The 24,242-nt window shown below is 59.0% G+C and carries 20 protein-coding genes; 16 read left to right on the forward strand and 4 right to left on the reverse strand.

What is annotated here, in order from left to right; genetic code table 11:
- Window positions 1-7 precede the first annotated feature (7 nt).
- Entirely contained in the window at window positions 8-2,416 is a 2,409-nt protein-coding gene (locus M5B97_RS13350; protein ID WP_123717774.1) for a DNA translocase FtsK, read from the reverse strand.
- A 496-nt stretch (window positions 2,417-2,912) separates the two neighbouring features.
- Between M5B97_RS13350 and aat the strand changes: the two genes are divergently transcribed.
- The 3 genes from aat to infA all read left to right on the forward strand — a co-directional run bounded on the left by aat (window position 2,913) and on the right by infA (window position 4,676).
- On the forward strand, window positions 2,913-3,593 hold the full coding sequence (gene aat / locus M5B97_RS13355) for a leucyl/phenylalanyl-tRNA--protein transferase (protein WP_248731692.1): 681 nt from the start codon (window positions 2,913-2,915) through the stop codon (window positions 3,591-3,593).
- 56 nt (window positions 3,594-3,649) lie between these two features.
- Complete coding sequence (locus M5B97_RS13360) at window positions 3,650-4,357, forward strand: arginyltransferase (protein WP_123717776.1); 708 nt, start codon at window positions 3,650-3,652, stop codon at window positions 4,355-4,357.
- 100 nt (window positions 4,358-4,457) lie between these two features.
- On the forward strand, window positions 4,458-4,676 hold the full coding sequence (gene infA / locus M5B97_RS13365; RefSeq protein ID WP_002553999.1) for a translation initiation factor IF-1: 219 nt from the start codon (window positions 4,458-4,460) through the stop codon (window positions 4,674-4,676).
- A 185-nt stretch (window positions 4,677-4,861) separates the two neighbouring features.
- On the opposite strand, the gene clpA is transcribed toward infA, so the two are convergent.
- Complete coding sequence (gene clpA / locus M5B97_RS13370) at window positions 4,862-7,132, reverse strand: ATP-dependent Clp protease ATP-binding subunit ClpA (protein WP_248731693.1); 2,271 nt, start codon at window positions 7,130-7,132, stop codon at window positions 4,862-4,864.
- Between the two features lie 29 nt (window positions 7,133-7,161).
- Window positions 7,162-7,530, reverse strand: coding sequence for an ATP-dependent Clp protease adapter ClpS (gene clpS, locus M5B97_RS13375; protein ID WP_060755656.1), 369 nt, complete (start codon window positions 7,528-7,530; stop codon window positions 7,162-7,164).
- A 218-nt stretch (window positions 7,531-7,748) separates the two neighbouring features.
- Between clpS and cspD the strand changes: the two genes are divergently transcribed.
- The gene (gene cspD / locus M5B97_RS13380) at window positions 7,749-8,021 is read left to right on the forward strand and encodes a cold shock domain-containing protein CspD (protein WP_123717778.1); all 273 of its coding nucleotides are present in this window, start codon (window positions 7,749-7,751) and stop codon (window positions 8,019-8,021) included.
- A gap of 77 nt (window positions 8,022-8,098) precedes the next feature.
- Here cspD and icd read toward each other — a convergent pair whose 3' ends face one another.
- Window positions 8,099-9,355 carry an NADP-dependent isocitrate dehydrogenase gene (gene icd, locus M5B97_RS13385; RefSeq protein ID WP_123718723.1) on the reverse strand — a complete coding sequence of 419 codons (1,257 nt, stop codon included), beginning with the start codon at window positions 9,353-9,355 and terminating at the stop codon, window positions 8,099-8,101.
- A gap of 495 nt (window positions 9,356-9,850) precedes the next feature.
- On the opposite strand from icd, the gene M5B97_RS13390 reads away from it, so the two are divergent.
- From M5B97_RS13390 to nuoC, 12 genes are all read left to right on the forward strand, one after another.
- On the forward strand, window positions 9,851-12,076 hold the full coding sequence (locus tag M5B97_RS13390) for an NADP-dependent isocitrate dehydrogenase (RefSeq protein ID WP_248731694.1): 2,226 nt from the start codon (window positions 9,851-9,853) through the stop codon (window positions 12,074-12,076).
- Between the two features lie 136 nt (window positions 12,077-12,212).
- Window positions 12,213-12,659 (forward strand): NUDIX hydrolase, encoded by a 447-nt coding sequence (locus M5B97_RS13395; RefSeq protein WP_248731695.1) that lies wholly within the window; start codon window positions 12,213-12,215, stop codon window positions 12,657-12,659.
- A 59-nt stretch (window positions 12,660-12,718) separates the two neighbouring features.
- Window positions 12,719-13,843, forward strand: a complete 1,125-nt coding sequence (mnmA, locus tag M5B97_RS13400; RefSeq protein ID WP_123717781.1) for a tRNA 2-thiouridine(34) synthase MnmA — start codon at window positions 12,719-12,721, stop codon at window positions 13,841-13,843.
- On the forward strand, window positions 13,840-14,463 hold the full coding sequence (gene hflD, locus M5B97_RS13405; RefSeq protein WP_123717782.1) for a high frequency lysogenization protein HflD: 624 nt from the start codon (window positions 13,840-13,842) through the stop codon (window positions 14,461-14,463). The genes mnmA and hflD overlap by 4 nt, the downstream gene beginning before the upstream one ends.
- A gap of 123 nt (window positions 14,464-14,586) precedes the next feature.
- Window positions 14,587-15,957, forward strand: a complete 1,371-nt coding sequence (purB, locus tag M5B97_RS13410) for an adenylosuccinate lyase (RefSeq protein ID WP_007940861.1) — start codon at window positions 14,587-14,589, stop codon at window positions 15,955-15,957.
- A gap of 83 nt (window positions 15,958-16,040) precedes the next feature.
- Window positions 16,041-17,207: a cupin domain-containing protein gene (locus M5B97_RS13415; RefSeq protein ID WP_123717784.1), complete on the forward strand. Its 1,167-nt coding sequence runs from the start codon at window positions 16,041-16,043 to the stop codon at window positions 17,205-17,207.
- On the forward strand, window positions 17,200-17,622 hold the full coding sequence (locus M5B97_RS13420) for a GNAT family N-acetyltransferase (protein ID WP_248731696.1): 423 nt from the start codon (window positions 17,200-17,202) through the stop codon (window positions 17,620-17,622). Before M5B97_RS13415 ends, M5B97_RS13420 begins: the two co-directional genes overlap by 8 nt.
- A 146-nt stretch (window positions 17,623-17,768) precedes the next feature.
- Entirely contained in the window at window positions 17,769-18,506 is a 738-nt protein-coding gene (locus tag M5B97_RS13425; RefSeq protein ID WP_248731697.1) for a secretin N-terminal domain-containing protein, read from the forward strand.
- A gap of 495 nt (window positions 18,507-19,001) precedes the next feature.
- A complete protein-coding gene (gene aceA, locus M5B97_RS13430; protein ID WP_060755664.1) occupies window positions 19,002-20,327 on the forward strand; it encodes an isocitrate lyase in 1,326 nt (441 codons plus the stop codon).
- A gap of 958 nt (window positions 20,328-21,285) precedes the next feature.
- Window positions 21,286-21,699: an NADH-quinone oxidoreductase subunit A gene (locus M5B97_RS13435; RefSeq protein ID WP_003219575.1), complete on the forward strand. Its 414-nt coding sequence runs from the start codon at window positions 21,286-21,288 to the stop codon at window positions 21,697-21,699.
- Between the two features lie 10 nt (window positions 21,700-21,709).
- Window positions 21,710-22,384 carry an NADH-quinone oxidoreductase subunit B gene (locus M5B97_RS13440; RefSeq protein ID WP_123717788.1) on the forward strand — a complete coding sequence of 225 codons (675 nt, stop codon included), beginning with the start codon at window positions 21,710-21,712 and terminating at the stop codon, window positions 22,382-22,384.
- 72 nt (window positions 22,385-22,456) lie between these two features.
- Window positions 22,457-24,241 (forward strand): NADH-quinone oxidoreductase subunit C/D, encoded by a 1,785-nt coding sequence (nuoC, locus tag M5B97_RS13445; RefSeq protein WP_123717789.1) that lies wholly within the window; start codon window positions 22,457-22,459, stop codon window positions 24,239-24,241.
- Window position 24,242: the final 1 nt, after the last annotated feature.

The following is a 24,242-nucleotide window of genomic DNA, read 5'->3' on the forward strand; positions in this document are numbered from 1 at the left end:
CGCGGGATCAGTCGCGCATCTGCCCGGGGGCGATGACTTCACGCGAGCCGTTGGTATTCATTGCGGTCACGACACCCGCCATTTCCATGGCTTCGATCATGCGGGCGGCGCGGTTGTAGCCGATTTTCAGTTTACGCTGCACCGCAGAAATCGAGGCGCGACGGCTTTCCAGCACGAATGCCACGGCTTCGTCATAGAGGGCATCGGTTTCAGCATCGTCATCACCACCGCCGCCGCCGTTTTCAAAGCCGCTGCCGGCTTCTTCGACACCATTGAGGATGTCGTCGTTGTACTCGGGGGCGCCACGCAGCTTCCAGGCTTCCACCACGCGGTGCACTTCATCGTCGGAGACGAACGCGCCGTGAACCCGGATCGGCAGGCTGGTGCCGGGCGGCATGTAGAGCATGTCACCGTGACCCAGCAGTTGCTCGGCGCCGCCCTGGTCGATGATGGTGCGCGAATCGATCTTGCTGGAGACCTGGAATGCCATCCGCGTAGGGATGTTGGCCTTGATCAGACCGGTGATCACATCCACCGATGGACGCTGGGTCGCCAGGATCAGATGAATACCGGCCGCACGGGCCTTCTGGGCGATACGCGCGATCAGCTCCTCGACCTTCTTGCCGACGATCATCATCATGTCGGCGAATTCGTCGACCACCACCACGATGGTCGGCAGCTTGGTCAGCAACGGCGCTTCGTCGTGAATGCTTTCGCGCTTGTACAGCGGGTCGGTCAGCGGCGTGCCGGCTTCCTGGGCTTCCTTGACCTTGGCATTGAAGCCGGAGAGGTTACGCACCCCCATCTTCGCCATCAGCTTGTAGCGGCGCTCCATCTCGGCGACGCTCCAGCGCAGGGCGTTGGCGGCGTCCTTCATGTCGGTGACCACCGGGCACAGCAGGTGCGGGATGCCTTCGTAGATCGACAGTTCCAACATCTTCGGGTCGATCATGATCAGCTTGGCGTCTTCCGGGCCGGACTTGAACAGGATCGACAGGATCATTGCGTTCACACCCACTGATTTACCGGAACCGGTAGTACCGGCCACCAGCAAGTGAGGCATTTTCGCCAGGTCGGTGATCACCGGCTTGCCGCCGATGTCATGGCCGAGGGCCAGGGTGACCGGCGATTTGAAGTTGTCGTATTCCGGCGTCGACAGCACCTCGGAAAAGCGCACGATCTGGCGGTCTTCGTTGGGAATCTCGATACCCACGGTAGTCTTGCCCGGGATCACTTCCACCACACGCACGCTGGTCACGGCCAGGGAGCGCGCCAGATCCTTCGCCAGATTGGCAATGCGGCTGACCTTCACGCCGGCGGCCGGCTGAATTTCGTAGCGGGTAATCACCGGGCCGGGGTGGATAGAGTCCACCGCCACTTCCACGCCGAATTCCTTGAGCTTGATTTCCAGCAGATGGCCGACGGCCGCCAGGGATTCCGGGGAGTAGTTGAGTTGTTTCTTTTCGGCCGGGTCGAGAATCGAGATCGGCGGCAAGGTGCCTTCCACCGCACTGTCGATAAACAACGGCGCCTGCTTCTCTTTTTGCACGCGATGGCTGGGCTCGGGCGCCTTGGGTGGCGCAGGAGCGATCACCGGCGGCACCTGCTTTTCGCGGTCCGACATGTGCTTGCTCAGGGCCTGTTCGCGTTCGATCAGGCGCTCCTTGACCTTGGCCTGTTCACGGCGGTCCGGCGTGCTTGGGGCCACGACTTCATTGACGCGTGTGTCCACCTCGCGCAATTGCGCAACCATGCGCTTGCGCTCGACACGCGCCGCCCACCAGCGGTTGGCGGCACCCTGGAACAGTTCGAACAGGTCCAGCGTGATCTTTCCGGTCACGTCCATCACCTTGAACCATGACAGGTCGGTGAACACAGTGAGGCCGAACAGGAACAAGGCAATGAACATCAGGGTGCTGCCCTGGATGTTCAAGGTCCTGCGTGCCAGGTCGCCCAGGCTCTCACCCAGCGCCCCGCCCGCACCTGCCGGCAGGCCGGTAGGCGCATGAAAATGGATATGGGCCAGGGCCGCGCCGGACAGCACCAGGAACACCAGGCCGATCAGGCGCCAGGAGAACAGCCAGCCGCTCCACTGCCACGGCTCGTGACGTTGGCGGAAGATCTGCCAGGTCTTGATCGCCAGCAGCAACGGGAAGATGTAAGCGAAGTAACCCAGCACCATGAACAGGATATCGGCGCTGTAGGAACCGGCGGGGCCGCCGAAGTTCTGCACATCTTCGATCTTGCTGTTGTGACTCCAACCCGGATCGTCCTTGCCGTACGTGAGCAAGGCCATCATCAGGAACAGGCAGAGCGCGCCGATGGCGATCAGCGCACCTTCCTTGAGTCGATAATGCAGGTGCTGACGCCAGGCCGGCACGACTGCTGCTTTAGGTGTTGCGGCGGATTTCTTCAAAACGGGTCTATTCCTGCGCTTTAGCGCGTCCATCTGTTGAATAACTGTAAATACTGCCCAATCCGAGCAGCTGAAAAATGAACGAATGTCGTTGAATCTACTTTTAACACCGAGCGGTTGCCGGATGAAATGGCGATAACGCCACAATGCCCGCATTGTACGGGTTTGTGCCCCTGATGCCACGCCCTTGCCGGTCACTGGGCAACCTTGCCGGCTCAGGTGTCACAGCCTGTTCAATTTGAGCATGCATTGTCTTTGCTGACAAAGGCTTATGAGATGTTTTTATCAATCCGCACAAGCTTGGCAATTGGCCTGCATGGCACAGACCCGATTACGACCACGCCCCACGCACAGAGTTGCAGAAACACCCGCTTACGCCAAAACACGCCAACGCCTGATTCAGGCTGGCCCCGCAGCGCTGCGTCGATAATAATCACCGCTTGTGCGGCAGGTACCTTACCTGCCTCTCCCCTCCCCTACCGTAAGCCCGGATGCCATGCTGACCTGGTTGCAACGCGACTCCCTGACATTTCCGCCGCTGGCCAAGGCCATGCGCGAACCCAATGGCCTGCTCGCCGCCGGCGGCGACCTGTCGGCTGAACGGCTGATCCAGGCTTATCGCCACGGCTGCTTCCCCTGGTTCTCGCAAGGCCAGCCGATCCTCTGGTGGTCGCCGGACCCGCGCACGGTGATATTCCCTGATGAACTGCATGTTTCACGCAGCCTCGAAAAGCTGCTGCGCCAACAGCGCTACACCGTAACCTTCGACCAGGACTTCGCAGCCGTCATCCAGGCCTGTGCGGCCCCTCGAGCCTATGCCGACGGTACCTGGATCACCGAAGGCATCCAAAGCGCCTACCTGGCGCTGCATCAGCGCGGAATCGCACATTCGGTAGAGGTGTGGGATGACGGCAAACTGGTAGGCGGCTTGTACGGACTGGCGATGGGCCAACTGTTCTTCGGCGAGTCCATGTTCAGCCGCGCCGATAACGCATCGAAAGTCGGCTTCGCGACACTGACCCGACGCTTGCAGGCAGGGGGTTTTGTACTGATCGACTGCCAGATGCCCAATAATCACCTGCACAGCCTGGGCGCCCGGGCCATACCGCGCAGCGAATTCGCAACCTTCCTGCACAACCATCTGGATCAGCCCGGCACTGGGCCGTGGGTTTCCTAGGCGACTTACGCGCACCTGGCTTACACTTATTTCAAAGCTTATCCCGAGGGTTGATCATGACCGAGCTGGCGCGCTTGAAGTTTTATGCCACTCAAGCCCACTCTTGCAGCTATCTGCCCGATGAGCAGGCCACCACGCTGTTCCTCGACCCCAGCCAGCCCATGGATGTGCATGTGTACGCCGATTTATCGGAAATGGGCTTTCGGCGTAGCGGCGACCATCTGTATCGACCTCATTGCCAGAACTGCAATGCCTGCGTCCCGGCGCGCATCCCGGTTGCGCAGTTTTTGCCGGACCGCAATCAGAAACGCATCCTCAAGCGTAATGCCGACCTGTCGGTGAAAGCGACCAAGCCGCGGTACACCGAAGAATATTTCGACCTTTATCAGCGCTACATCGAACAGCGCCACGCCGACGGCGACATGTTTCCGCCTAGCCGCGATCAGTTTTCCACGTTCCTGGTGCGCGACCTGCCCTTCTCGCGCTTCTATGAGTTCCGCCTCAATGACCGCTTGCTGGCCGTGGCCGTGACCGACCTGTTGCCCAACGGCCTGTCGGCGGTCTACACGTTTTATGAGCCGGGCGAAGACCGCCGCAGCCTGGGACGCTTTGCGATCCTGTGGCAGATCGGCGAAGCATCGCGCCTGGAGCTGGAGGCCGTGTACCTCGGATACTGGATCAAGAACTGCAAAAAGATGAACTACAAGACCCAATATCGGCCGATTGAGCTACTGATTAATCAAAGATGGGTCACGCTTAACTAGAACCCCTTGGCTTAAACACCCTTTTTCGGGCACAATGCACGCCGCTTTTGCCTGGCGCAGTTGCACCGGGCCATTCACTGGACACCGAGGGCTTTACTGCATGTCGAAAGAAGACAGCTTCGAAATGGAAGGCACTGTCGTCGACACCCTGCCCAACACCATGTTTCGCGTGGAGTTGGAAAATGGGCACGTCGTAACCGCGCATATTTCCGGCAAGATGCGCAAGAACTACATTCGTATTCTTACCGGTGACAAAGTGCGCGTCGAGCTGACGCCCTATGACTTGAGCAAAGGGCGCATCACTTACCGCGCTCGTTAAGCTAGTCAATACAAAACGCCCGGTTATGCCGGGCGTTTTTGTGTGTGCGCAATTTATAAGGTCGCAAAACAACTGTAGGAGCGAGCTTGCTCGCGAAGAACTCAAGGGCAACGCAAGCCGTCAGAAAGCATGCGTTATCGTTGACGATCTCCGCGAGCAAGCTCGCTCCTACAGGGTTACAGCTATCAGGCCATTTCAGCGGTTGTTTCGAACTCGAAGGTCAACTCGCCATCCTTCAGGTCGATATGCACTACGCCACCATGGTCGGACAACTCGCCGAACAGGATCTCTTCGGCCAATGGCCGCTTGATCTTGTCCTGAATCAGGCGAGCCATTGGGCGTGCCCCCATTGCCGCGTCGTAGCCACCTTCCGCCAGCCAATTGCGTGCCGCGTCCGTGACATCCAGCTGTACGCGCTTGTCTTCCAACTGCGCCTGAAGCTCGGTGAGGAACTTGTCCACCACGCTTTTGATGACCTCATGGCTGAGGCGACCAAATTGGATAATGGTGTCCAGGCGGTTGCGGAACTCCGGCGTAAAGCTCTTCTTGATCACTTCCATCGCATCGGAAGAGTGATCCTGATGGCTGAAGCCGATCGAAGCGCGCGCAGCCGTTTCGGCACCGGCGTTGGTGGTCATGATCACGATCACATTGCGGAAGTCCGCCTTGCGCCCGTTGTTGTCGGTCAGGGTCCCGTGGTCCATCACCTGCAGCAGCAGGTTGAAGACTTCCGGGTGGGCCTTCTCGATCTCATCGAGCAGCAACACACAATGCGGCTGCTTGGTGATCGCTTCGGTCAATAGGCCGCCCTGGTCGAAACCGACATAGCCCGGAGGCGCACCGATCAGGCGCGACACAGTGTGACGCTCCATATATTCGGACATGTCGAAACGCACCAGCTCAATACCCATGGCCTTGGCCAACTGCCGCGCCGCTTCGGTCTTGCCGACGCCGGTCGGCCCTGCGAACAGGAACGAACCGACAGGCTTGTCCGGCGACTTGAGGCCCGCGCGGGACAGCTTGATCGCCGTGGACAGCGAGTCAATCGCCGCATCCTGACCGAATACGGTGAGCTTGAGGTCGCGCTCCAGATTACGCAGCAACTCCTTGTCGGAACTGGTGACATGTTTTGGCGGAATCCGTGCGATTTTCGCCACGATATCCTCGACCTGAGGCACGTCGATGCGCTTCACACGCTTCTCGACGGGTTGCAGGCGCTGGTAAGCCCCCGCCTCATCGATCACGTCGATAGCCTTGTCGGGCATGTGCCGGTCGTTGATGTAGCGCGACGCCAGCTCAGCCGCCGAACGCAAGGCTTCATCGGTATACTCGATGCCGTGATGCGCTTCGAAACGCCCCTTGAGCCCGCGCAGAATGCCGATGGTGTCTTCAACCGACGGCTCGGACACGTCGACCTTCTGGAAGCGACGCGCGAGGGCGCGGTCTTTTTCGAAGATGCCACGAAATTCCTGGAACGTGGTCGAGCCGATGCAACGGATATCACCCGACGACAACAACGGCTTGAGCAGGTTGGACGCATCCATCACGCCACCGGAAGCCGCACCGGCGCCGATAATGGTGTGGATCTCGTCAATGAACAGGATTGCCTGCGGACGTTTTTTCAGCTCGCCGAGAAGAGCCTTGAAGCGCTTCTCGAAGTCGCCACGGTACTTGGTCCCGGCGAGCAACGCGCCCAGGTCCAGGGAATAGACGACGCTGTTGGCCAGCAGGTCAGGCACCTGGTTATCGACAATGCGTTTGGCCAGGCCTTCGGCAATTGCGGTTTTACCCACGCCCGCCTCGCCGACCAGCAACGGATTGTTCTTGCGACGACGCGCGAGGATCTGCGCTACACGCTCGACCTCCAGCTCGCGCCCCACCAGCGGATCGATCCGCCCCTGGCGCGCCAGCTCATTGAGGTTACTGGCATAGGCATCCAGCGGATTGCCCGAAGAAGAAGACTCACCGCCCTCGTCGTCCTGCATATCCTGTTCACCCTCGGAATGATCGCCGTGCCCAGGCACCTTGGAGATACCGTGGGCGATGTAGTTGACGACATCAATACGGGCAACGCTCTGCTGCTTGAGCAGGAACACCGCCTGACTTTCCTGCTCGCTGAAAATCGCCACAAGCACATTGGCGCCTGTGACTTCACGCTTACCGGAGCTCTGTACGTGGAAAACAGCACGCTGCAATACCCGCTGGAAGCCCAGGGTCGGCTGGGTTTCACGGTCCTCGTCATGCACGGGGATCAGTGGCGTGGTGGAGTCGATAAACTCCTGCAGGTCATGCTTGAGTTTGTCGAGGTTGGCGCCGCACGCACGCAGAACGGTGGCGGCAGCTTCGTTATCCAAAAGTGCCAGCAGCAGGTGCTCGACGGTCATGAACTCATGACGCTTCGAACGGGCCTCCTTGAAGGCAAGATTGAGGGTGACTTCGAGCTCGCGGTTTAACATAGCTTCACCTCATACCCAAGTGGTCGGCGTTAACCGTCCTTCTCGATTTCACAGAGTAGCGGATGCTGGCTTTCCCTGGCGTACTGGTTGACCTGCATGGCCTTTGTCTCGGCGATGTCGCGGGTAAACACTCCACATACTGCCCGTCCTTCTGTATGAACGGCCAGCATTACCTTGGTCGCCAACTCGCGGTTCAGGTTAAAAAACACCTCGAGCACTTCGACGACGAAATCCATCGGTGTGTAGTCATCATTGAACAAAACCACCTTGTACATCGGCGGCGCCTGCAGCGCAGGTTTGGCCTCCTGTACTGCAATCCCTGCAGAACCGTCCTCGTCATGTTCCTGATCCGGGCGATCCTGATTGAATGTTAGTCGAATCTGGCTATTTGCATGCATGGAAAGAAAGGTTCGTCAGTGGTTCAAATACAGTGGTGGGGGCGACCTGCCGGAATTTCAACTCTGACCGCCTGGTCGCCTTGACTATCGGCGAATCGGTGTTACAACCAATAGAACCCACATTGGGTAAAAAAGGTCCGCGCAGTCAACCTTATTTATTCGGGTTAGGACGGATAAACTGGATGATACTCCAGTGATGGAGTCTGGTGCAGAGGGATATGGGCATGACTAGCGGTAAGGTCAAGTGGTTCAACAATGCCAAGGGTTACGGCTTCATTAATGAAGACGACAAGGACGACGACCTTTTTGCGCATTACTCGGCAATTCAAATGGATGGTTACAAAACATTAAAAGCGGGCCAACCCGTGAGCTTTGACATCATTCAAGGCCCCAAAGGGCTGCACGCCGTGAACATCTCTGCAGTTCCGGCCGACACCAGCGCAAAAACCGCCACCGCCACCGCTCAAAAAGAAAAGAAATTAACGGTCTGAATCACCACCGAGCGTGTGAATAGCGATAAAAAACGGCCACCCCAATCACCTTGGGATGGCCGTTTTTTTAGCCTTCGTTACATATGCGAAATCAGCGCATCACCAAAGCCCGACGACGATACAAGTTTTGCGCCATCCATCAGGCGCTCGAAGTCATACGTCACGGTCTTCGCGGAAATCGCGCCATTGGTGCCCTTGATGATCAGATCAGCCGCCTCGGTCCATCCCATGTGCCGCAGCATCATTTCTGCCGAGAGGATCAACGACCCAGGGTTGACCTGATCCTTGCCCGCATACTTCGGCGCAGTACCGTGGGTCGCCTCGAACATCGCCACGGTATCGGACAGGTTGGCCCCCGGCGCAATACCGATACCGCCCACTTCGGCCGCCAACGCATCGGAGAGGTAGTCGCCGTTCAGGTTGAGCGTCGCGATCACATCGTATTCAGCCGGACGCAACAGGATCTGCTGGAGCATGGCGTCGGCAATGGCATCCTTGACCACCACATTCTTGCCGGTCTTCGGGTTCTTGAACTGCATCCACGGCCCGCCGTCAAGCAAGGTCGCGCCGAATTCTTCGGCCGCCACTTCGTAGGCCCATTCCTTGAAGGCCCCCTCGGTGAACTTCATGATGTTGCCCTTGTGTACGATGGTCAGCGAGTCGCGGTCGTTATCCACCACATATTGCAGGGCCTTGCGCGCCAGACGCTTGGTACCTTCCTTGGAAACCGGCTTGACGCCAATACCGCAATCCTGGTCGAAACGGATCTTGGTAACCCCCATTTCCTCCTTCAGGAACTTGATCACCTTGATCGCTTCGGGCGAACCGGCTTTCCACTCGATCCCCGCGTAAATGTCTTCGGAGTTTTCGCGGAAGATGGTCATGTCCACATCCCCCGGTTTCTTGACCGGGCTCGGCACGCCCTCGAACCAGCGCACTGGGCGCAGGCATACGTAGAGGTCAAGTTGCTGACGCAGGGCCACGTTCAACGAACGGATGCCGCCGCCGACCGGCGTAGTGAGCGGACCTTTGATGGACACCACGTAATCCTTGACCGCATCCAGGGTTTCCTGGGGCAGCCAGGTATCCTGATCGTAGACTTGAGTCGCCTTCTCGCCGGCGTAAACCTCCATCCAGGAGATTTTGCGCTTGCCGCCGTACGCCTTTTGAACAGCTGCATCGACAACCTTGATCATCACCGGGCTGATATCGACACCAATGCCGTCGCCTTCGATGTACGGGATGATCGGGTTATCAGGAACATTGAGAGAATGGTCTGCATTGACGGTGATTTTGTCGCCGACTGCCGGAACCTGAATCTTCTTGTATCCCATGCTGAACTCCATCTTTGGATTGAACATCTGGCTGCGTTCGAGCCTACTCCAGATAAATGACGACTGAAACCTCACGCCACGCTCATTTGCATCGAAAACAGCATATTTGGTCGCCTACAAGCTTGAAACAAAAGGCAAAATCGCCAAACTTGAGCACATCGCACGACTTTGGTCGCAACGCGGTACCTGCGACCTTTAGACCAATGGACGACGCACCTTTTGTATGAAGGCTCGGCGTAAGCATAGCGACCTATGTATAATGCCGCCGCTGACCCAAGAGTCACGATAGCCGACCGCTCTGGAACAGGTGCCCTCGGCTCGCAAAGCAGGACTATTACAATAGTCCACCCGCTTGACGCTCGACTGATGCAACCCAACATCACCGCGAAGAAACCTCGACATTTCGCTCATGGATGACTTTGAACGAACGCGCTCCACCCGGCGCATCTCGAGTTTCTGCGCACGCTTTCAGCAAAGAAGAGAGTTAATCCGAATATGCCCACCCGCTCGAAGATCATCTATACCTTCACCGACGAAGCCCCAGCCCTCGCCACCTATTCACTGCTGCCTATCGTAGAGGCCTTCACCGCCTCTGCTGATATTGCCGTGGAAACCCGCGACATTTCCCTCGCAGGGCGCATCCTCGCAAGCTTCCCCGAGCAACTGGGCAACAAGGCAATCCCGGACCACCTCGCCGAACTGGGCGACCTGGCCGTGACACCTGAAGCCAACATCATCAAGCTGCCTAACATCAGCGCCTCGACCCCGCAGCTGCAAGCCGCGATCAAGGAACTGCAGGCCCAGGGCTACGCCCTGCCGGACTATCCGGAAACCGTAACCACCGACGCGGAAAAAGAAACCCGCGCACGTTACGACAAGGTCAAGGGCAGCGCCGTGAACCCGGTACTGCGCGAAGGCAACTCCGACCGCCGCGCACCACTGTCGGTCAAGAACTACGCACGCAAGCACCCGCACAAAATGGGCGCCTGGGCTGCCGACTCCAAGTCCCACGTAGCTCACATGAGCAATGGCGATTTCTACGGCAGCGAAAAAGCCGTACAGATCGAAGCGGCTGATGCGGTCAAGATCGCACTGGTTGCCAAAGACGGCACCACTACCGTCCTGAAAGAAAAGACCACCGTGCAGGCCGGCGAGATCATCGACACTGCCGTGATGAGCAAAAGCGCCCTGCGCACGTTCATCGCCGCCGAAATCGAAGACGCCAAGAAACAAGGCGTGCTGCTCTCGGTTCACCTGAAAGCCACCATGATGAAGGTCTCCGACCCGATCATGTTCGGCCAGATCGTTGCCGAGTTCTATAAAGACGCGCTGGCCAAGCATGCCGCCGTACTTGAACAGATCGGCTTCAACCTGAACAACGGCATCGGCGACCTGTACGCCCGTATCAAGACCCTGCCGGCCGACCAGCAAGCGCAGCTCGAAGCCGACATCCAGGCGGTCTACGCCGCTCGCCCTTCCCTGGCGATGGTCAACTCCGATAAAGGCATTACCAACCTGCACGTGCCGAGCGACGTGATCGTCGACGCCTCGATGCCGGCCATGATCCGTGACTCCGGCAAGATGTGGGGCACCGATGGCCAGCTGCACGACACCAAGGCCGTGATCCCGGATCGCTGCTACGCCACTATCTACCAAGCCGTCATCGAAGACTGCAAGGCCAATGGCGCTTTCGACCCAACCACCATGGGCAGCGTGCCAAACGTTGGCCTGATGGCGAAAAAAGCCGAAGAATATGGCTCCCACGACAAGACCTTCCAGATCAAGGCTGACGGCGTAGTTCGCGTCACCGACAGCAAGGGCAACCTGCTGATGGAACAGAACGTCGAAGCCGGCGACATCTTCCGCATGTGCCAGACCAAAGACGCGCCGATCCAGGACTGGGTCAAACTGGCCGTCAACCGCGCCCGCGCCAGCAACACCCCAGCTGTTTTCTGGCTGGACCCTCAGCGTGCGCACGACGGCGTAGTGGTCGAGAAAGTTCAGGCGTACCTGAAAGACCACAACACCGAAGGCCTGGACATCCGCATCATGTCGCCAGTCGACGCGATGAAGTTCACCCTGGAGCGCACCCGCAAGGGCCTGGACACCATCTCGGTCACCGGTAACGTTCTGCGCGACTACCTGACCGACCTGTTCCCGATCATGGAACTGGGCACCAGCGCCAAGATGCTGTCGATCGTGCCGCTGATGAACGGCGGTGGCCTGTTCGAAACCGGCGCTGGCGGTTCGGCGCCCAAGCACGTGCAGCAACTGCTGGAAGAAAACTTCCTGCGCTGGGACTCCCTGGGCGAGTTCCTGGCCCTGGCCGCCTCCCTCGAGCACCTGGGCGTGACCTACAACAACCCGAAAGCGCTGGTACTGTCCAAGACCCTGGACCAGGCCACCGGCCAATTCCTCGACAACAACAAGTCGCCATCGCGCAAAGTCGGCAACATCGACAACCGCGGCAGCCACTTCTACCTGGCGCTGTACTGGGCTCAAGCCCTGGCCGCCCAGACCGAAGACACTGCACTGCAAGCGCAGTTCAGCGAACTGGCCAAGACCCTCAGCGACAACGAAGCAACCATCGTTGCCGAGCTGAACGCTGTACAGGGCAAGCCCGTGGACATCGGCGGCTACTACGCGCCGAACCCTGAGCTGACCAGCAAAGCCATGCGCCCAAGCAACACCCTCAACGCGGCGATTGCCAAGTTGAAGTAAGGTTGTAAGGATGCAAAGAAGCCCCGGCCCTGTGCCGGGGTTTCTGTTTCCCGCTGGTGAAACCGGATCAGAAATGTGGAAGCGGGCTTGCTCGCTCCCATACTTGACCGAGTCATACCCCTACATCGAGACTTCCATGACCTGGCTACCCCACATCACCGTCGCCACCATCGTCGAAGACGACGGCCGCTTCCTCATGGTCGAAGAACTCAAAGGCGGCCGCGCCGTGCTCAACCAGCCCGCCGGGCACCTGGACCCCAATGAAACCCTGACCGAAGCCGCCGTGCGCGAAACCCTCGAGGAGACCGGCTGGGACGTCGAAGCCACCGGCATCGTCGGCATTTACCTGTACACCGCCCCCAGTAATGGCGTGACCTACCAGCGCGTCTGTTTCATCGCCAAGGCGCTGAAATACCACCCGGACTACGCACTTGATGAAGGCATCCTGCGCGCCCGCTGGCTGACCCGCGACGAGTTGATGGCCCTGCGCGACGACTGGCGCAGCGAGCTGATTATCCGCTGTATCGATGATTATTTGAGCGGCGAGCGCCACAGTCTCGAATTGATCCGCCCTTCTCTTTAGCCTTAGAGGCTGCGGCCTGTTAGAATCGCGTCCTTTTTCAAGACACCCGTTGAAACCCTATGCGTGATTCAGCCCCTTCTGATACACAAAAGAAGCGCGTCATCGTCGGCATGTCCGGCGGCGTGGACTCTTCCGTTTCCGCCGTTCTGCTCATGGAGCAGGGTTATGAGGTGGAAGGCCTGTTCATGAAGAACTGGGAAGAAGACGATGGAACGGAATACTGCACCGCCATGGACGATCTGGCGGACGCCCAGGCCGTGTGCGACAAAATCGGCATCAAGTTGCACACCGCCAACTTTGCCGCCGAGTACTGGGACAACGTGTTCGAGCACTTCCTGGCCGAATACAAGGCCGGCCGCACGCCGAACCCGGACATCCTGTGCAACCGCGAAATCAAGTTCAAGGCATTCCTCGACTACGCCATGATGCTGGGCGCCGACCTGATTGCTACCGGCCACTATGTGCGCCGTCGCGATATCGATGGGCGTACCGAACTGCTCAAGGGCCTGGACCCGAACAAAGACCAGAGCTACTTCCTGCACGCCGTCGGCGGTGAACAGATCGCCAAGACCCTGTTCCCGGTAGGCGAACTGGAAAAGCCCGAAGTGCGCAAGATCGCCGAGAAACACGGCCTGGCTACCGCCAAGAAAAAGGATTCCACCGGGATCTGCTTTATCGGTGAGCGCCGTTTCAGCGACTTCCTCAAGCAGTACCTGCCGGCGCAACCCGGCGAGATCAAAACCACCGAAGGTGACGTGATTGGCCGTCACCACGGCCTGATGTACCACACCATTGGCCAGCGCCAGGGCTTGGGCATCGGCGGTTTGAAAGATGCCGGCGAAGAGCCGTGGTACGTGCTGGTCAAGGACCTGGAACACAACGAGCTGATCGTTGGCCAGGGCAACGAGCACCCGCTGCTGTTCTCGGGCGCCCTGCTGGCGTCGGAGATCTACTGGGTCAACCCGATCGACTTGAGCAGCCCTCGCCGCCTGACGGCCAAGGTGCGCTATCGCCAGAGCGATCAGCCCTGCACCCTGGAAAAAACCGCCGACGGCTATCGCGCCACCTTTGATGACCCGCAGCGTGCGGTCACTCCTGGCCAGTCAGTCGTGTTCTATGACGGTGAAATCTGCCTGGGCGGCGGCGTGATCGAAGTCGCCGAAGCCTGGAGCAGCCAGGCATGAGCCCGACCCAGGAGCAATTGACGGCACTGGGCGGGGTTTTCCTCGCCGCTGTACTGGTGGACAAGATCGCCAAGACCGGCCAGGTCACCGAGGCAGGCCTGACCTGCATGCTTGGCAGCCTGTTGATCCGCGACCCCAAGGACACCCTGGAAGTCTACGGCGGCGATGATCTAGCGTTGCGTGAAGGCTATCGCGCGTTGATCGGCGCCCTGGAACGCGACCCCAGCACCTTGCAGCGCGAACCGCTGCGCTACGCACTGTCGATGCTGGGCCTCGAGCGTCAACTGGCCAAGCGCGACGACATGCTGGAAACCATCGGCAAACGCCTGCCGCAGATCCAGTCCCAGGTGGAACATTTCGGCCCGGCCCACGAAAATGTCATTGCCGCCTGCGGTGCGCTGTACCAGGACACCTTGAGCACGTTACGCCAGCGGATTCAGGTGCACGGCGACATGCGCAACCTGCAGCAACCGAACAATGCCTCGAAGATCCGCGCCCTGCTCCTGGCGGGTATTCGTTCGGCGCGGTTGTGGCGTCAGTTGGGTGGCCATCGTTGGCAACTGGTGATCAGCCGTCGCAAATTGCTCAAAGAGCTTTACCCGTTGATGCGTAACGACTAAGTCGCAGCAACCACTGTTTTCAAGCATCACGCGTAATACGCCGGTCAGTTGGCGACGGACCGGCGGATTTTTTCATGTATGATACGCGCCCCATTTCGTTGCCCGACTGTCCGAGAACACCCCATGCAGCTTTCTTCGCTCACTGCGGTTTCCCCTGTTGACGGCCGCTACGCCGGCAAAACCCAGGCCCTGCGCCCTATTTTCAGCGAATACGGCTTGATCCGTGCTCGTGTTCTGGTTGAAGTGCGCTGGCTCCAGCGTCTGGCCGCTCACCCCGCCATCAGCGAAGTGCCGGCATTTTCCGCCGAAGCCAACGCTGTATTGAACACCCTGGCGGAAAACTTCTCCCTGGAGCACGCCGAGCGTGTGAAAGAGATCGAGCGCACCACCAACCACGACGTAAAAGCCATCGAGTACTTGCTCAAGGAGCAAGCGGCCAAGCTGCCGGAACTGGCCAAGGTCAGCGAATTCATCCACTTTGCCTGCACCAGCGAGGACATCAACAACCTGTCCCACGCCCTGATGCTGCGCGAAGGCCGCGATGACGTCATGCTGCCGCTGATGCGCCAGACCGCCAATGCCATCCGCGAACTGGCCATCCGTTTCGCCGACGTCCCCATGCTGTCGCGCACCCACGGCCAGCCGGCATCGCCGACCACCCTGGGCAAAGAACTGGCCAACGTCGTGTACCGCCTGGAGCGTCAGATCGCACAAGTCGCCGCCGTACCGCTGCTGGGCAAGATCAACGGCGCCGTGGGCAACTACAACGCCCACCTGTCGGCCTATCCTGAGATCGACTGGGAAGCCAACGCCCGCGCCTTCATCGAAGACGAGCTGGGCCTGGGCTTCAACCCGTACACCACGCAGATCGAACCGCACGACTACATCGCCGAGCTGTTCGACGCCATTGCACGCTTCAACACCATCCTGATCGACTTCGATCGCGATATCTGGGGCTATATCTCCCTGGGCTACTTCAAGCAGCGCACCATTGCCGGTGAAATCGGTTCGTCGACCATGCCGCACAAGGTCAACCCGATCGACTTCGAAAACTCCGAAGGCAACCTCGGCATCGCCAACGCCCTGTTCCAGCACCTGGCCAGCAAGTTGCCGATCTCCCGCTGGCAGCGTGACCTGACCGACTCCACCGTGCTGCGCAACCTCGGCGTGGGTTTCGCCCACAGCGTGATCGCGTACGAAGCCAGCCTCAAAGGCATCAGCAAGCTGGAGCTCAACGAGCAGAAAATTGCTGCCGACCTGGACGCCTGCTGGGAAGTCCTGGCCGAGCCGATCCAAACCGTGATGCGCCGCTACAACATCGAAAACCCTTACGAGAAGCTGAAAGAGTTGACGCGCGGCAAGGGCATCAGCCCTGAAGCACTGCAAACTTTCATCGACGGCCTGGACATGCCAGCCGCTGCCAAGGCCGAGCTGAAACTGCTCACCCCGGCCAACTACATCGGCAACGCCGTAGCCCAAGCCAAGCGCATCTGATCCACGCAAGACCCTTGAGACGCCCGGCCGCGCCGGGCGTTTTTATTCCAGTCTTAAAAGTGCTTTTTTTCAATAGGTTACACATGAATCCTGATATCCCTCTTCAACTTCTGGGCGGCATCACGGCACGGGAATTCCTGCGCGACTACTGGCAGAAAAAACCGCTGCTGATCCGCCAGGCCATCCCTGACTTCGAAAGCCCTATCGACGCCGACGAACTGGCCGGCCTAGCCCTGGAAGAAGAAGTCGAGTCGCGCCTGGTGATCGAGCACGGCGAACGCCCTTGGGAACTGCGCCGCGGCCCGTTCGCCGAAGACGCCTTCAGCACGCTGCCCGAGCGCGAATGGACCCTGCTGGTGCAGGCCGTTGACCAATTCGTACCCGAAGTGGCCGAGCTGCTGGAGCAATTCCGCTTCCTGCCAAGCTGGCGCATCGACGATGTGATGATCAGCTTTGCCGCCCCCGGTGGCAGCGTAGGCCCGCACTTCGATAACTACGACGTGTTCCTGCTGCAGGCCCAAGGCAAGCGCAACTGGAAGATCGGCCAGATGTGCAACTCCGAAAGTCCACTGCTGCAGCACGCCGACCTGCGCATCCTCGCCGAATTCGAAGAGAGCGCCGAATGGGTACTGGAGCCGGGCGACATGCTCTACCTGCCGCCACGCCTGGCGCACTTCGGCATCGCCGAAGATGACTGCATGACCTACTCCGTAGGCTTCCGCGCCCCGAGCGCCGCCGAAGTACTGACCCACTTCACCGACTTCCTCAGCCAGTACCTGACGGACGAGGAGCGCTACACTGATGCTGACGCACAGCCGGTCAGCGACCCGCACCAGATCCAGGGCGACGCTCTCGACCGCCTGAAAAGCCTGCTGGCCGAGCACATGAGCGATGAGCGCATGCTGCTGACCTGGTTCGGCCAGTTCATGACCGAGCCACGCTACCCGGAACTGGTGGCCGGTGAAGAATTGGGCGAGGACGACTTCATCAGCGCCCTTGAAGACGGCGCGATATTGGTGCGTAACCCGAGTGCGCGCCTGGCCTGGTCCGAAGTCGACGACGATGTGCTGCTGTTCGCCAGCGGCCAGAGCCGTTACCTGCCAGGTAAACTGCGCGAACTGCTGAAGCTGGTGTGCTCGGCTGACGCGTTGCACAGCGAAAACCTCGGCGAATGGCTCGCGGACGAAGACGGTCGCGACCTGCTGTGTGAACTGGTCAAGCAAGGAAGCCTGGGGTTTGCCGATGAATAAGATTCACGTAAGTGTCGCGGACTGGCAAAAGGATATCGCTGAGATTCGGCGCATTCGTGAAGCGGTATTTATCGCCGAACAATCGGTTCCACCCGAGCTTGAATGGGACGCAGACGACGCCGGCGCGTTGCATTTCCTGGCCTTCGAAGGCGACTTTCCGATCGGCACCGCCCGCTTGCTGCCCAGCGGCGAAATCGGGCGCGTATCGGTGCTCAAGGACTGGCGCGGGCTTAAAGTCGGCGACAAGCTGATGGAAGCTGTGATCGGTGCCGCGGAGCAACGCGGCCAGAGCAGGCAGTTCCTCAGCGCGCAGGTGTACGCTGCGCCGTTTTATGAGCGACTGGGCTTCAAAATCGTCAGCGAGGAATTCCTGGAAGTTGGAATTCCCCATGTCGATATGGTGCGTGAGGGCTAGCCCGAGAGCGCGTCGCGACAGCCATTCAGCAACATCTCAAAATGCCCTGCCATGCAGGGCATTTTGCTGTCTACGATTCAATTTGCAGCCTGCCAGGCCGACAAACTGGCACTATCAAGCCTAAATGACTCGCAGAGATAACGGACATGTCCCTACGCACCCTGCTTACCGCCCTCTTGCTGACCGCCAGCACCTCGGCCATGGCCGACACTGAAGTCGTCAACCTGAACAATCGCACCAGCGCCGACCTGCTGCCCGTGGCACAGAATTTCATTGGCAAGGACGGCAGCGTCAGCGCCTACGGCAACCAGCTTATCGTCAAAGCGGACCCCGGCAAGATCCAGGACCTGCGCGCGCTCCTTTCGCAATTGGACACACCCGCCAAACGCCTGCTGATCACTGTCGACACCAACGAAAACAATCAGCAAAACACCGGTGACAGCCAGACCCGCATCATCAGCTACGGCACTGCCAGCCGCGACGGCGGTATCCAGCAGGTCCAGGCCAGCGAAGGCGTGCCCGCACTGATCCAGATCGGCCAGAGCGTACCGCTGACCACCACCCAGCAAGACAGCTACGGTCGCCTGCAAAACCAGACCCAGTATCGCAACGTCACCCAGGGCTTTTACGTCACGGCGAGCGTCACCGGCGAGACCGTGCACCTTGCCATCAGTACCAACCGTGACCGTATGAGCCAGGAACGTCCTGATGTAGTGAACGTTCAGAGTACCGACACAACCGTCAGCGGGCGCCTGGGCGAATGGATTCCCCTGGCCGGCATCAATCGCGACACCCAGGCCGATAAATCCTCCACAACCCGCAGCTACTCTACTCAGGGCCGCGATGACCTGACTTTACGGGTCAAGGTCGACACCCTGAACTGAAGCACCGGAAACTGACTGATGAGTCGTATTAGACCAAAGATGTAGTGCCTTAAAAAAAGCACTACAAATCATTTGACGATCGAAAAAAGCCTGTGCATGATGGCCTCGCTCCCGCTAATCAGGGGCCCTGGCAAGGGCCTTCGGATCGCCGCTCTAAGCTACCCACCTGAGCCGATTCGTGTCTGTACCGCCCACAAGGTGTGTTTGACGAGGTTGCGACTGGAACGAAGTTGTCCCGAGGGACGGAAGCCAACCAGGTAACCCGGCTACACACTGATGGATCGTACAAAGGCCCACGACGCCCGAAGACCGTTCGCAGTTTGCCCTTACCTGCTCAACTCCCCCCTTGAGCCCATCGTTCATCCCGTCGCCTTCCCCGCCAAGCCACGCTTGACCACCCGAGCTTCTGGTCAGCGAGCAGCCAAAACCACGCACTTACTACGTGGCTGGCAAATGGAATTTTCCACCTAGACCTATGCGACGAGGTTTTTCCCCATGGCACTGACACGCGAACAGCAAATTGCAGCCCTTGAAAAAGACTGGGCTGAAAACCCACGCTGGAAAGGCGTAACCCGCGCTTATTCCGCTGCTGACGTCGTCCGCCTGCGTGGCTCGGTCCAACCCGAGCACACCTTTGCAAAACTCGGCGCCGAGAAGCTGTGGAAGCTGGTCACCCAGGGTGCCAAGCCTTCCTTCCGTCCCGACAAAGATTTCGTCAACTGCATGGGCGCCCTCACTGGCGGCCAGGCAGTCCAACAGGTAAAAGCCGGTATCCAGGCGATCTACCTGTCCGGCTGGCAAGTGGCAGCGGACAACAACTCCGCTGAATCCATGTACCCCGACCAATCGCTGTACCCGGTGGACTCGGTGCCGACCGTGGTCAAGCGCATCAACAACTCGTTCCGTCGCGCCGACCAGATCCAGTGGAAAGCCGGCAAGAACCCGGGCGACGAAGGTTACATCGACTACTTCGCACCGATCGTGGCCGACGCTGAAGCCGGTTTCGGCGGCGTGCTGAACGCCTACGAGCTGATGAAGAGCATGATCGAGGCCGGCGCTGCCGGCGTGCACTTCGAAGATCAGCTGGCTTCGGTGAAAAAATGCGGCCACATGGGTGGCAAGGTATTGGTACCGACCCAGGAAGCCGTGCAGAAACTGACCGCGGCTCGACTCGCTGCTGACGTTGCCGGCACGCCAACCATCATCCTGGCGCGTACCGATGCCAACGCCGCTGACTTGCTGACCTCGGACTGCGACCCGTACGACAAGCCGTTCGTCACTGGCGAACGTACCCAGGAAGGCTTCTATAAAGTGCGCGCCGGCCTCGACCAGGCCATTGCCCGCGGCCTGGCCTATGCGCCATACGCCGACCTGATCTGGTGCGAAACCGCCAAGCCGGACCTGGAAGAAGCCCGTCGTTTCGCCGAAGCGATCAAGAAGGAATACCCGGACCAACTGCTGTCCTACAACTGCTCGCCTTCTTTCAACTGGAAGAAGAACCTGGACGACGCGACCATCGCCAAGTTCCAGCGCGAACTGTCGGCCATGGGCTACAAGCACCAGTTCATCACGCTGGCGGGCATTCACAACATGTGGCACAGCATGTTCAACCTGGCGCACGACTATGCCCGCAATGACATGACTGCCTACGTGAAGCTGCAGGAGCAAGAGTTCGCTGATGCTGCCAAGGGGTACACCTTTGTGGCGCACCAGCAGGAAGTGGGCACTGGGTACTTTGACGACATGACCACGGTGATTCAGGGCGGCACCTCGTCGGTGACTGCGCTGACGGGGTCGACTGAAGAAGAGCAGTTCCACTGAGTGACTGAGTACACGGCCATTGCGGCCCCACGGAAGACCTAACCGCAATGCCGCATGATCTGACGCCCCGACTGGTTCGGGGCGTTTTTTTTGGATTTTTTTAAGCGCTGTGGGTGCGGGTGGTTGTGTGCATATCCGTTATTTTTGTAACGGCTTCTATTGGTTCCGCTCTTACAGCGGCTCACTTTTGAAGAGCGCAAAAGTAAGCAAAACGCTCTTGCCCCACCACTCGGCACCTCGCTCAGGCTCGGTGTGCCCTCACTCCGGCTTTGGACCGTGGGCCGCCGTCATGGGCCATCCTTGGCCCAGGACGGCTAACCCGGCGTCCTGCCGGGTTACCCACGCTCCAAAGCCTGCGTTCGGCCAGCGTGGTTTAACGGGGCGCCTAAGATCAAGATCAAGAGCACAGCGGCCTACAGGCCGGCTTGAGTGGGGTGAAGCAATAGCAAAATCAAGAACATACGCTCCTACAGAAAAGCTGCTCTGCTTTTGAGTTGCCGCAGGGACGGATATGTACACGGCCCCCAAGCCCCCCACTACCAGATTTCGAGCAAAACATTGATCCAGGGCGGTATCCCACTCTGCAAAACCAGTTAAAAGATCCGCTTTACCAACTAGCCTCACCCTCACAAGTAACAGCAACTTCCCGCGCTAAACCCCAAACAGTTGTTTAAAACCCACCCAAACAATATTCATTATCATTTAGAGCATGAGAACTTCTTTACAGCTAAAACAAAACATAATTGGTGAAAAGCCAGCTAATGCCCGCCCCACAAGGGTTACAGCCCCACAAAGGTGCACTATGTGCTTATTCCATCGAATAATTTCGCTATCGGAATTTTACTTGCCCGGTGTTTAGCCATAAAATCACCGCGATTGATTGCAGTGCGACATATCGTCACTGCATCGTTACTTTTTCGAGCTCAGAGACCTTTGCTCTCTGTTAAGGATTTCCAGCATGACCGAAGCGACAGGACTCATGGCCCACAACTGGGGCTTTGCCATTTTCCTCCTCGGTGTCGTCGGCCTTTGCGCCTTCATGCTCGGTGTTTCCAGCCTACTCGGGTCAAAAGCCTGGGGCCGCAGCAAGAATGAACCGTTCGAGTCCGGCATGCTGCCTACAGGTGGCGCCCGCTTGCGGCTCTCAGCCAAATTCTATCTGGTCGCGATGCTGTTCGTGATCTTCGATATCGAAGCCCTCTTTCTCTTTGCCTGGTCTGTGTCCGTCCGCGAAAGCGGCTGGACCGGATTCGTCGAAGCCCTCGTTTTCATAGCAATTCTGTTGGCAGGCCTTGTCTACCTATTCCGAGTGGGCGCCCTTGATTGGGCTCCGGAAGCTCGTCGTAAGCGGCAAGCGAAGCTGAAACAATGAGGCTTTGGCGATGCAATACAATCTCACCAGGATCGACCCGGATGCTCCTAACGAGCAGTACCCCATCGGCGAGCGGGAAACCGTTTCCGACCCGTTAGAAGACCAAGTCCACAAAAACATCTACATGGGCAAGCTGGAAGACGTGCTGAGTGGCGCGGTCAACTGGGGGCGCAAGAATTCCCTGTGGCCGTACAACTTTGGTCTGTCCTGCTGCTACGTGGAAATGACCACCGCCTTCACGGCGCCCCATGACATCGCGCGCTTTGGTGCCGAAGTTATCCGGGCATCGCCGCGCCAGGCGGATTTCATGGTTATCGCCGGTACCTGCTTCATCAAGATGGCCCCGATCATCCAGCGTCTCTACGAGCAGATGCTTGAGCCGAAGTGGGTTATCTCCATGGGTTCGTGCGCCAACTCCGGTGGCATGTACGACATCTACTCCGTCGTTCAAGGGGTGGACAAGTTCCTGCCCGTGGACGTCTACGTGCCTGGCTGCCCGCCTCGCCCTGAAGCATTTCTGCAAGGCTTGATGCTGTTGCAGGAATCGATTGGCAAGGAGCGTCGTCCACTTTCCTGGGTTGTCGGTGAACAAGGCGTGTATCGCGCCGAGATGCCGTCACAAAAGGAACAGCGCCGCGAACAGCGTATTCAGGTCACCAACCTGCGCAGCCCCGACGAAGTCTGATCCAGCACCGCTTCTTTTATAGAACGAAAACCTGGCTTCATTCTTTACGTTGACCGAAAGCGATAAAAAACCATGACTACAGGCAGTGCTCGACGCATCCCGCCTTATAAGGCAGACGACCAGGATGTGGTCGTCGAACTCAATAACCGTTTTGGCCCTGACGCCTTCACCGCCCAGGCCACGCGCACCGGTATGCCGGTGCTGTGGGTGGCGCGTGCCAAGCTCGTGGAAGTCCTGACCTTCCTGCGCAACCTGCCCAAGCCATACGTCATGCTCTATGACCTGCATGGCGTGGACGAACGCCTGCGCACCAAGCGCCAGGGATTGCCGAGCGGCGCCGATTTCACCGTGTTCTACCACCTGATGTCGCTGGAACGTAACAGCGATGTGATGATCAAGGTCGCCCTGTCCGAAAACGACCTGAGCCTCCCGACCGTGACCGGTATCTGGCCGAACGCCAACTGGTACGAGCGTGAAGTCTGGGACATGTTCGGCATCGACTTCCCGGGCCACCCGCACCTGTCGCGCATCATGATGCCGCCGACCTGGGAAGGTCACCCGCTGCGCAAGGACTTCCCTGCCCGCGCCACCGAATTCGACCCGTTCAGCCTCAACCTGGCCAAGCAACAGCTTGAAGAAGAGGCTGCCCGCTTCCGCCCGGAAGACTGGGGCATGAAGCGTTCCGGCACCAACGAGGACTATATGTTCCTCAACCTCGGTCCGAACCACCCTTCGGCGCACGGTGCATTCCGTATCATCCTGCAACTGGACGGCGAAGAAATCGTCGACTGCGTGCCGGACATCGGCTATCACCACCGTGGTGCCGAGAAGATGGCCGAGCGCCAGTCGTGGCACAGTTTCATCCCGTACACCGACCGTATCGACTACCTCGGCGGCGTGATGAACAACCTGCCGTACGTGCTCTCGGTCGAGAAGCTGGCCGGTATCAAGGTGCCGGACCGCGTCGACACCATCCGCATCATGATGGCCGAGTTCTTCCGGATCACCAGCCACCTGCTGTTCCTGGGTACGTATATCCAGGACGTCGGCGCCATGACCCCGGTGTTCTTCACCTTCACCGACCGTCAGCGCGCCTATAAGGTCATCGAAGCCATCACCGGTTTCCGCCTGCACCCGGCCTGGTACCGCATCGGCGGCGTGGCCCACGACCTGCCGAACGGCTGGGAGCGCCTGGTCAAGGAGTTCATCGACTGGATGCCCAAGCGTCTGGACGAATACCAAAAGGCTGCGCTGGACAACAGCATCCTCAAGGGCCGCACCATCGGTGTCGCGCAGTACAACACCAAAGAGGCCCTGGAATGGGGCGTCACCGGTGCCGGCCTGCGTTCCACCGGCTGCGATTTCGACCTGCGTAAAGCACGCCCGTACTCCGGCTACGAGAACTTCGAATTCGAAGTACCGCTGGCGGCCAATGGCGATGCCTACGACCGTTGCATCGTGCGCGTGGAAGAAATGCGCCAGAGCCTGAAAATCATCGAGCAGTGCATGCGCAACATGCCGGCCGGTCCGTACAAGGCGGACCACCCGCTGACCACGCCACCGCCGAAAGAGCGCACGCTGCAGCACATCGAAACCCTGATCACGCACTTCCTGCAGGTTTCGTGGGGCCCGGTGATGCCGGCCAACGAGTCCTTCCAGATGATCGAAGCGACCAAGGGTATCAACAGTTATTACCTGACGAGCGATGGCGGCACCATGAGCTACCGCACCCGGATTCGCACCCCAAGCTTTGCCCACTTGCAGCAGATCCCTTCGGTGATCAAAGGCGAGATGGTCGCGGACTTGATTGCGTACCTGGGTAGTATCGATTTCGTTATGGCCGACGTGGACCGCTAAG

Origin of the sequence: Pseudomonas sp. MWU13-2517 (genome assembly GCF_023242545.1) — a bacterium.
Classification (GTDB): Bacteria; Pseudomonadota; Gammaproteobacteria; order Pseudomonadales; family Pseudomonadaceae; genus Aquipseudomonas.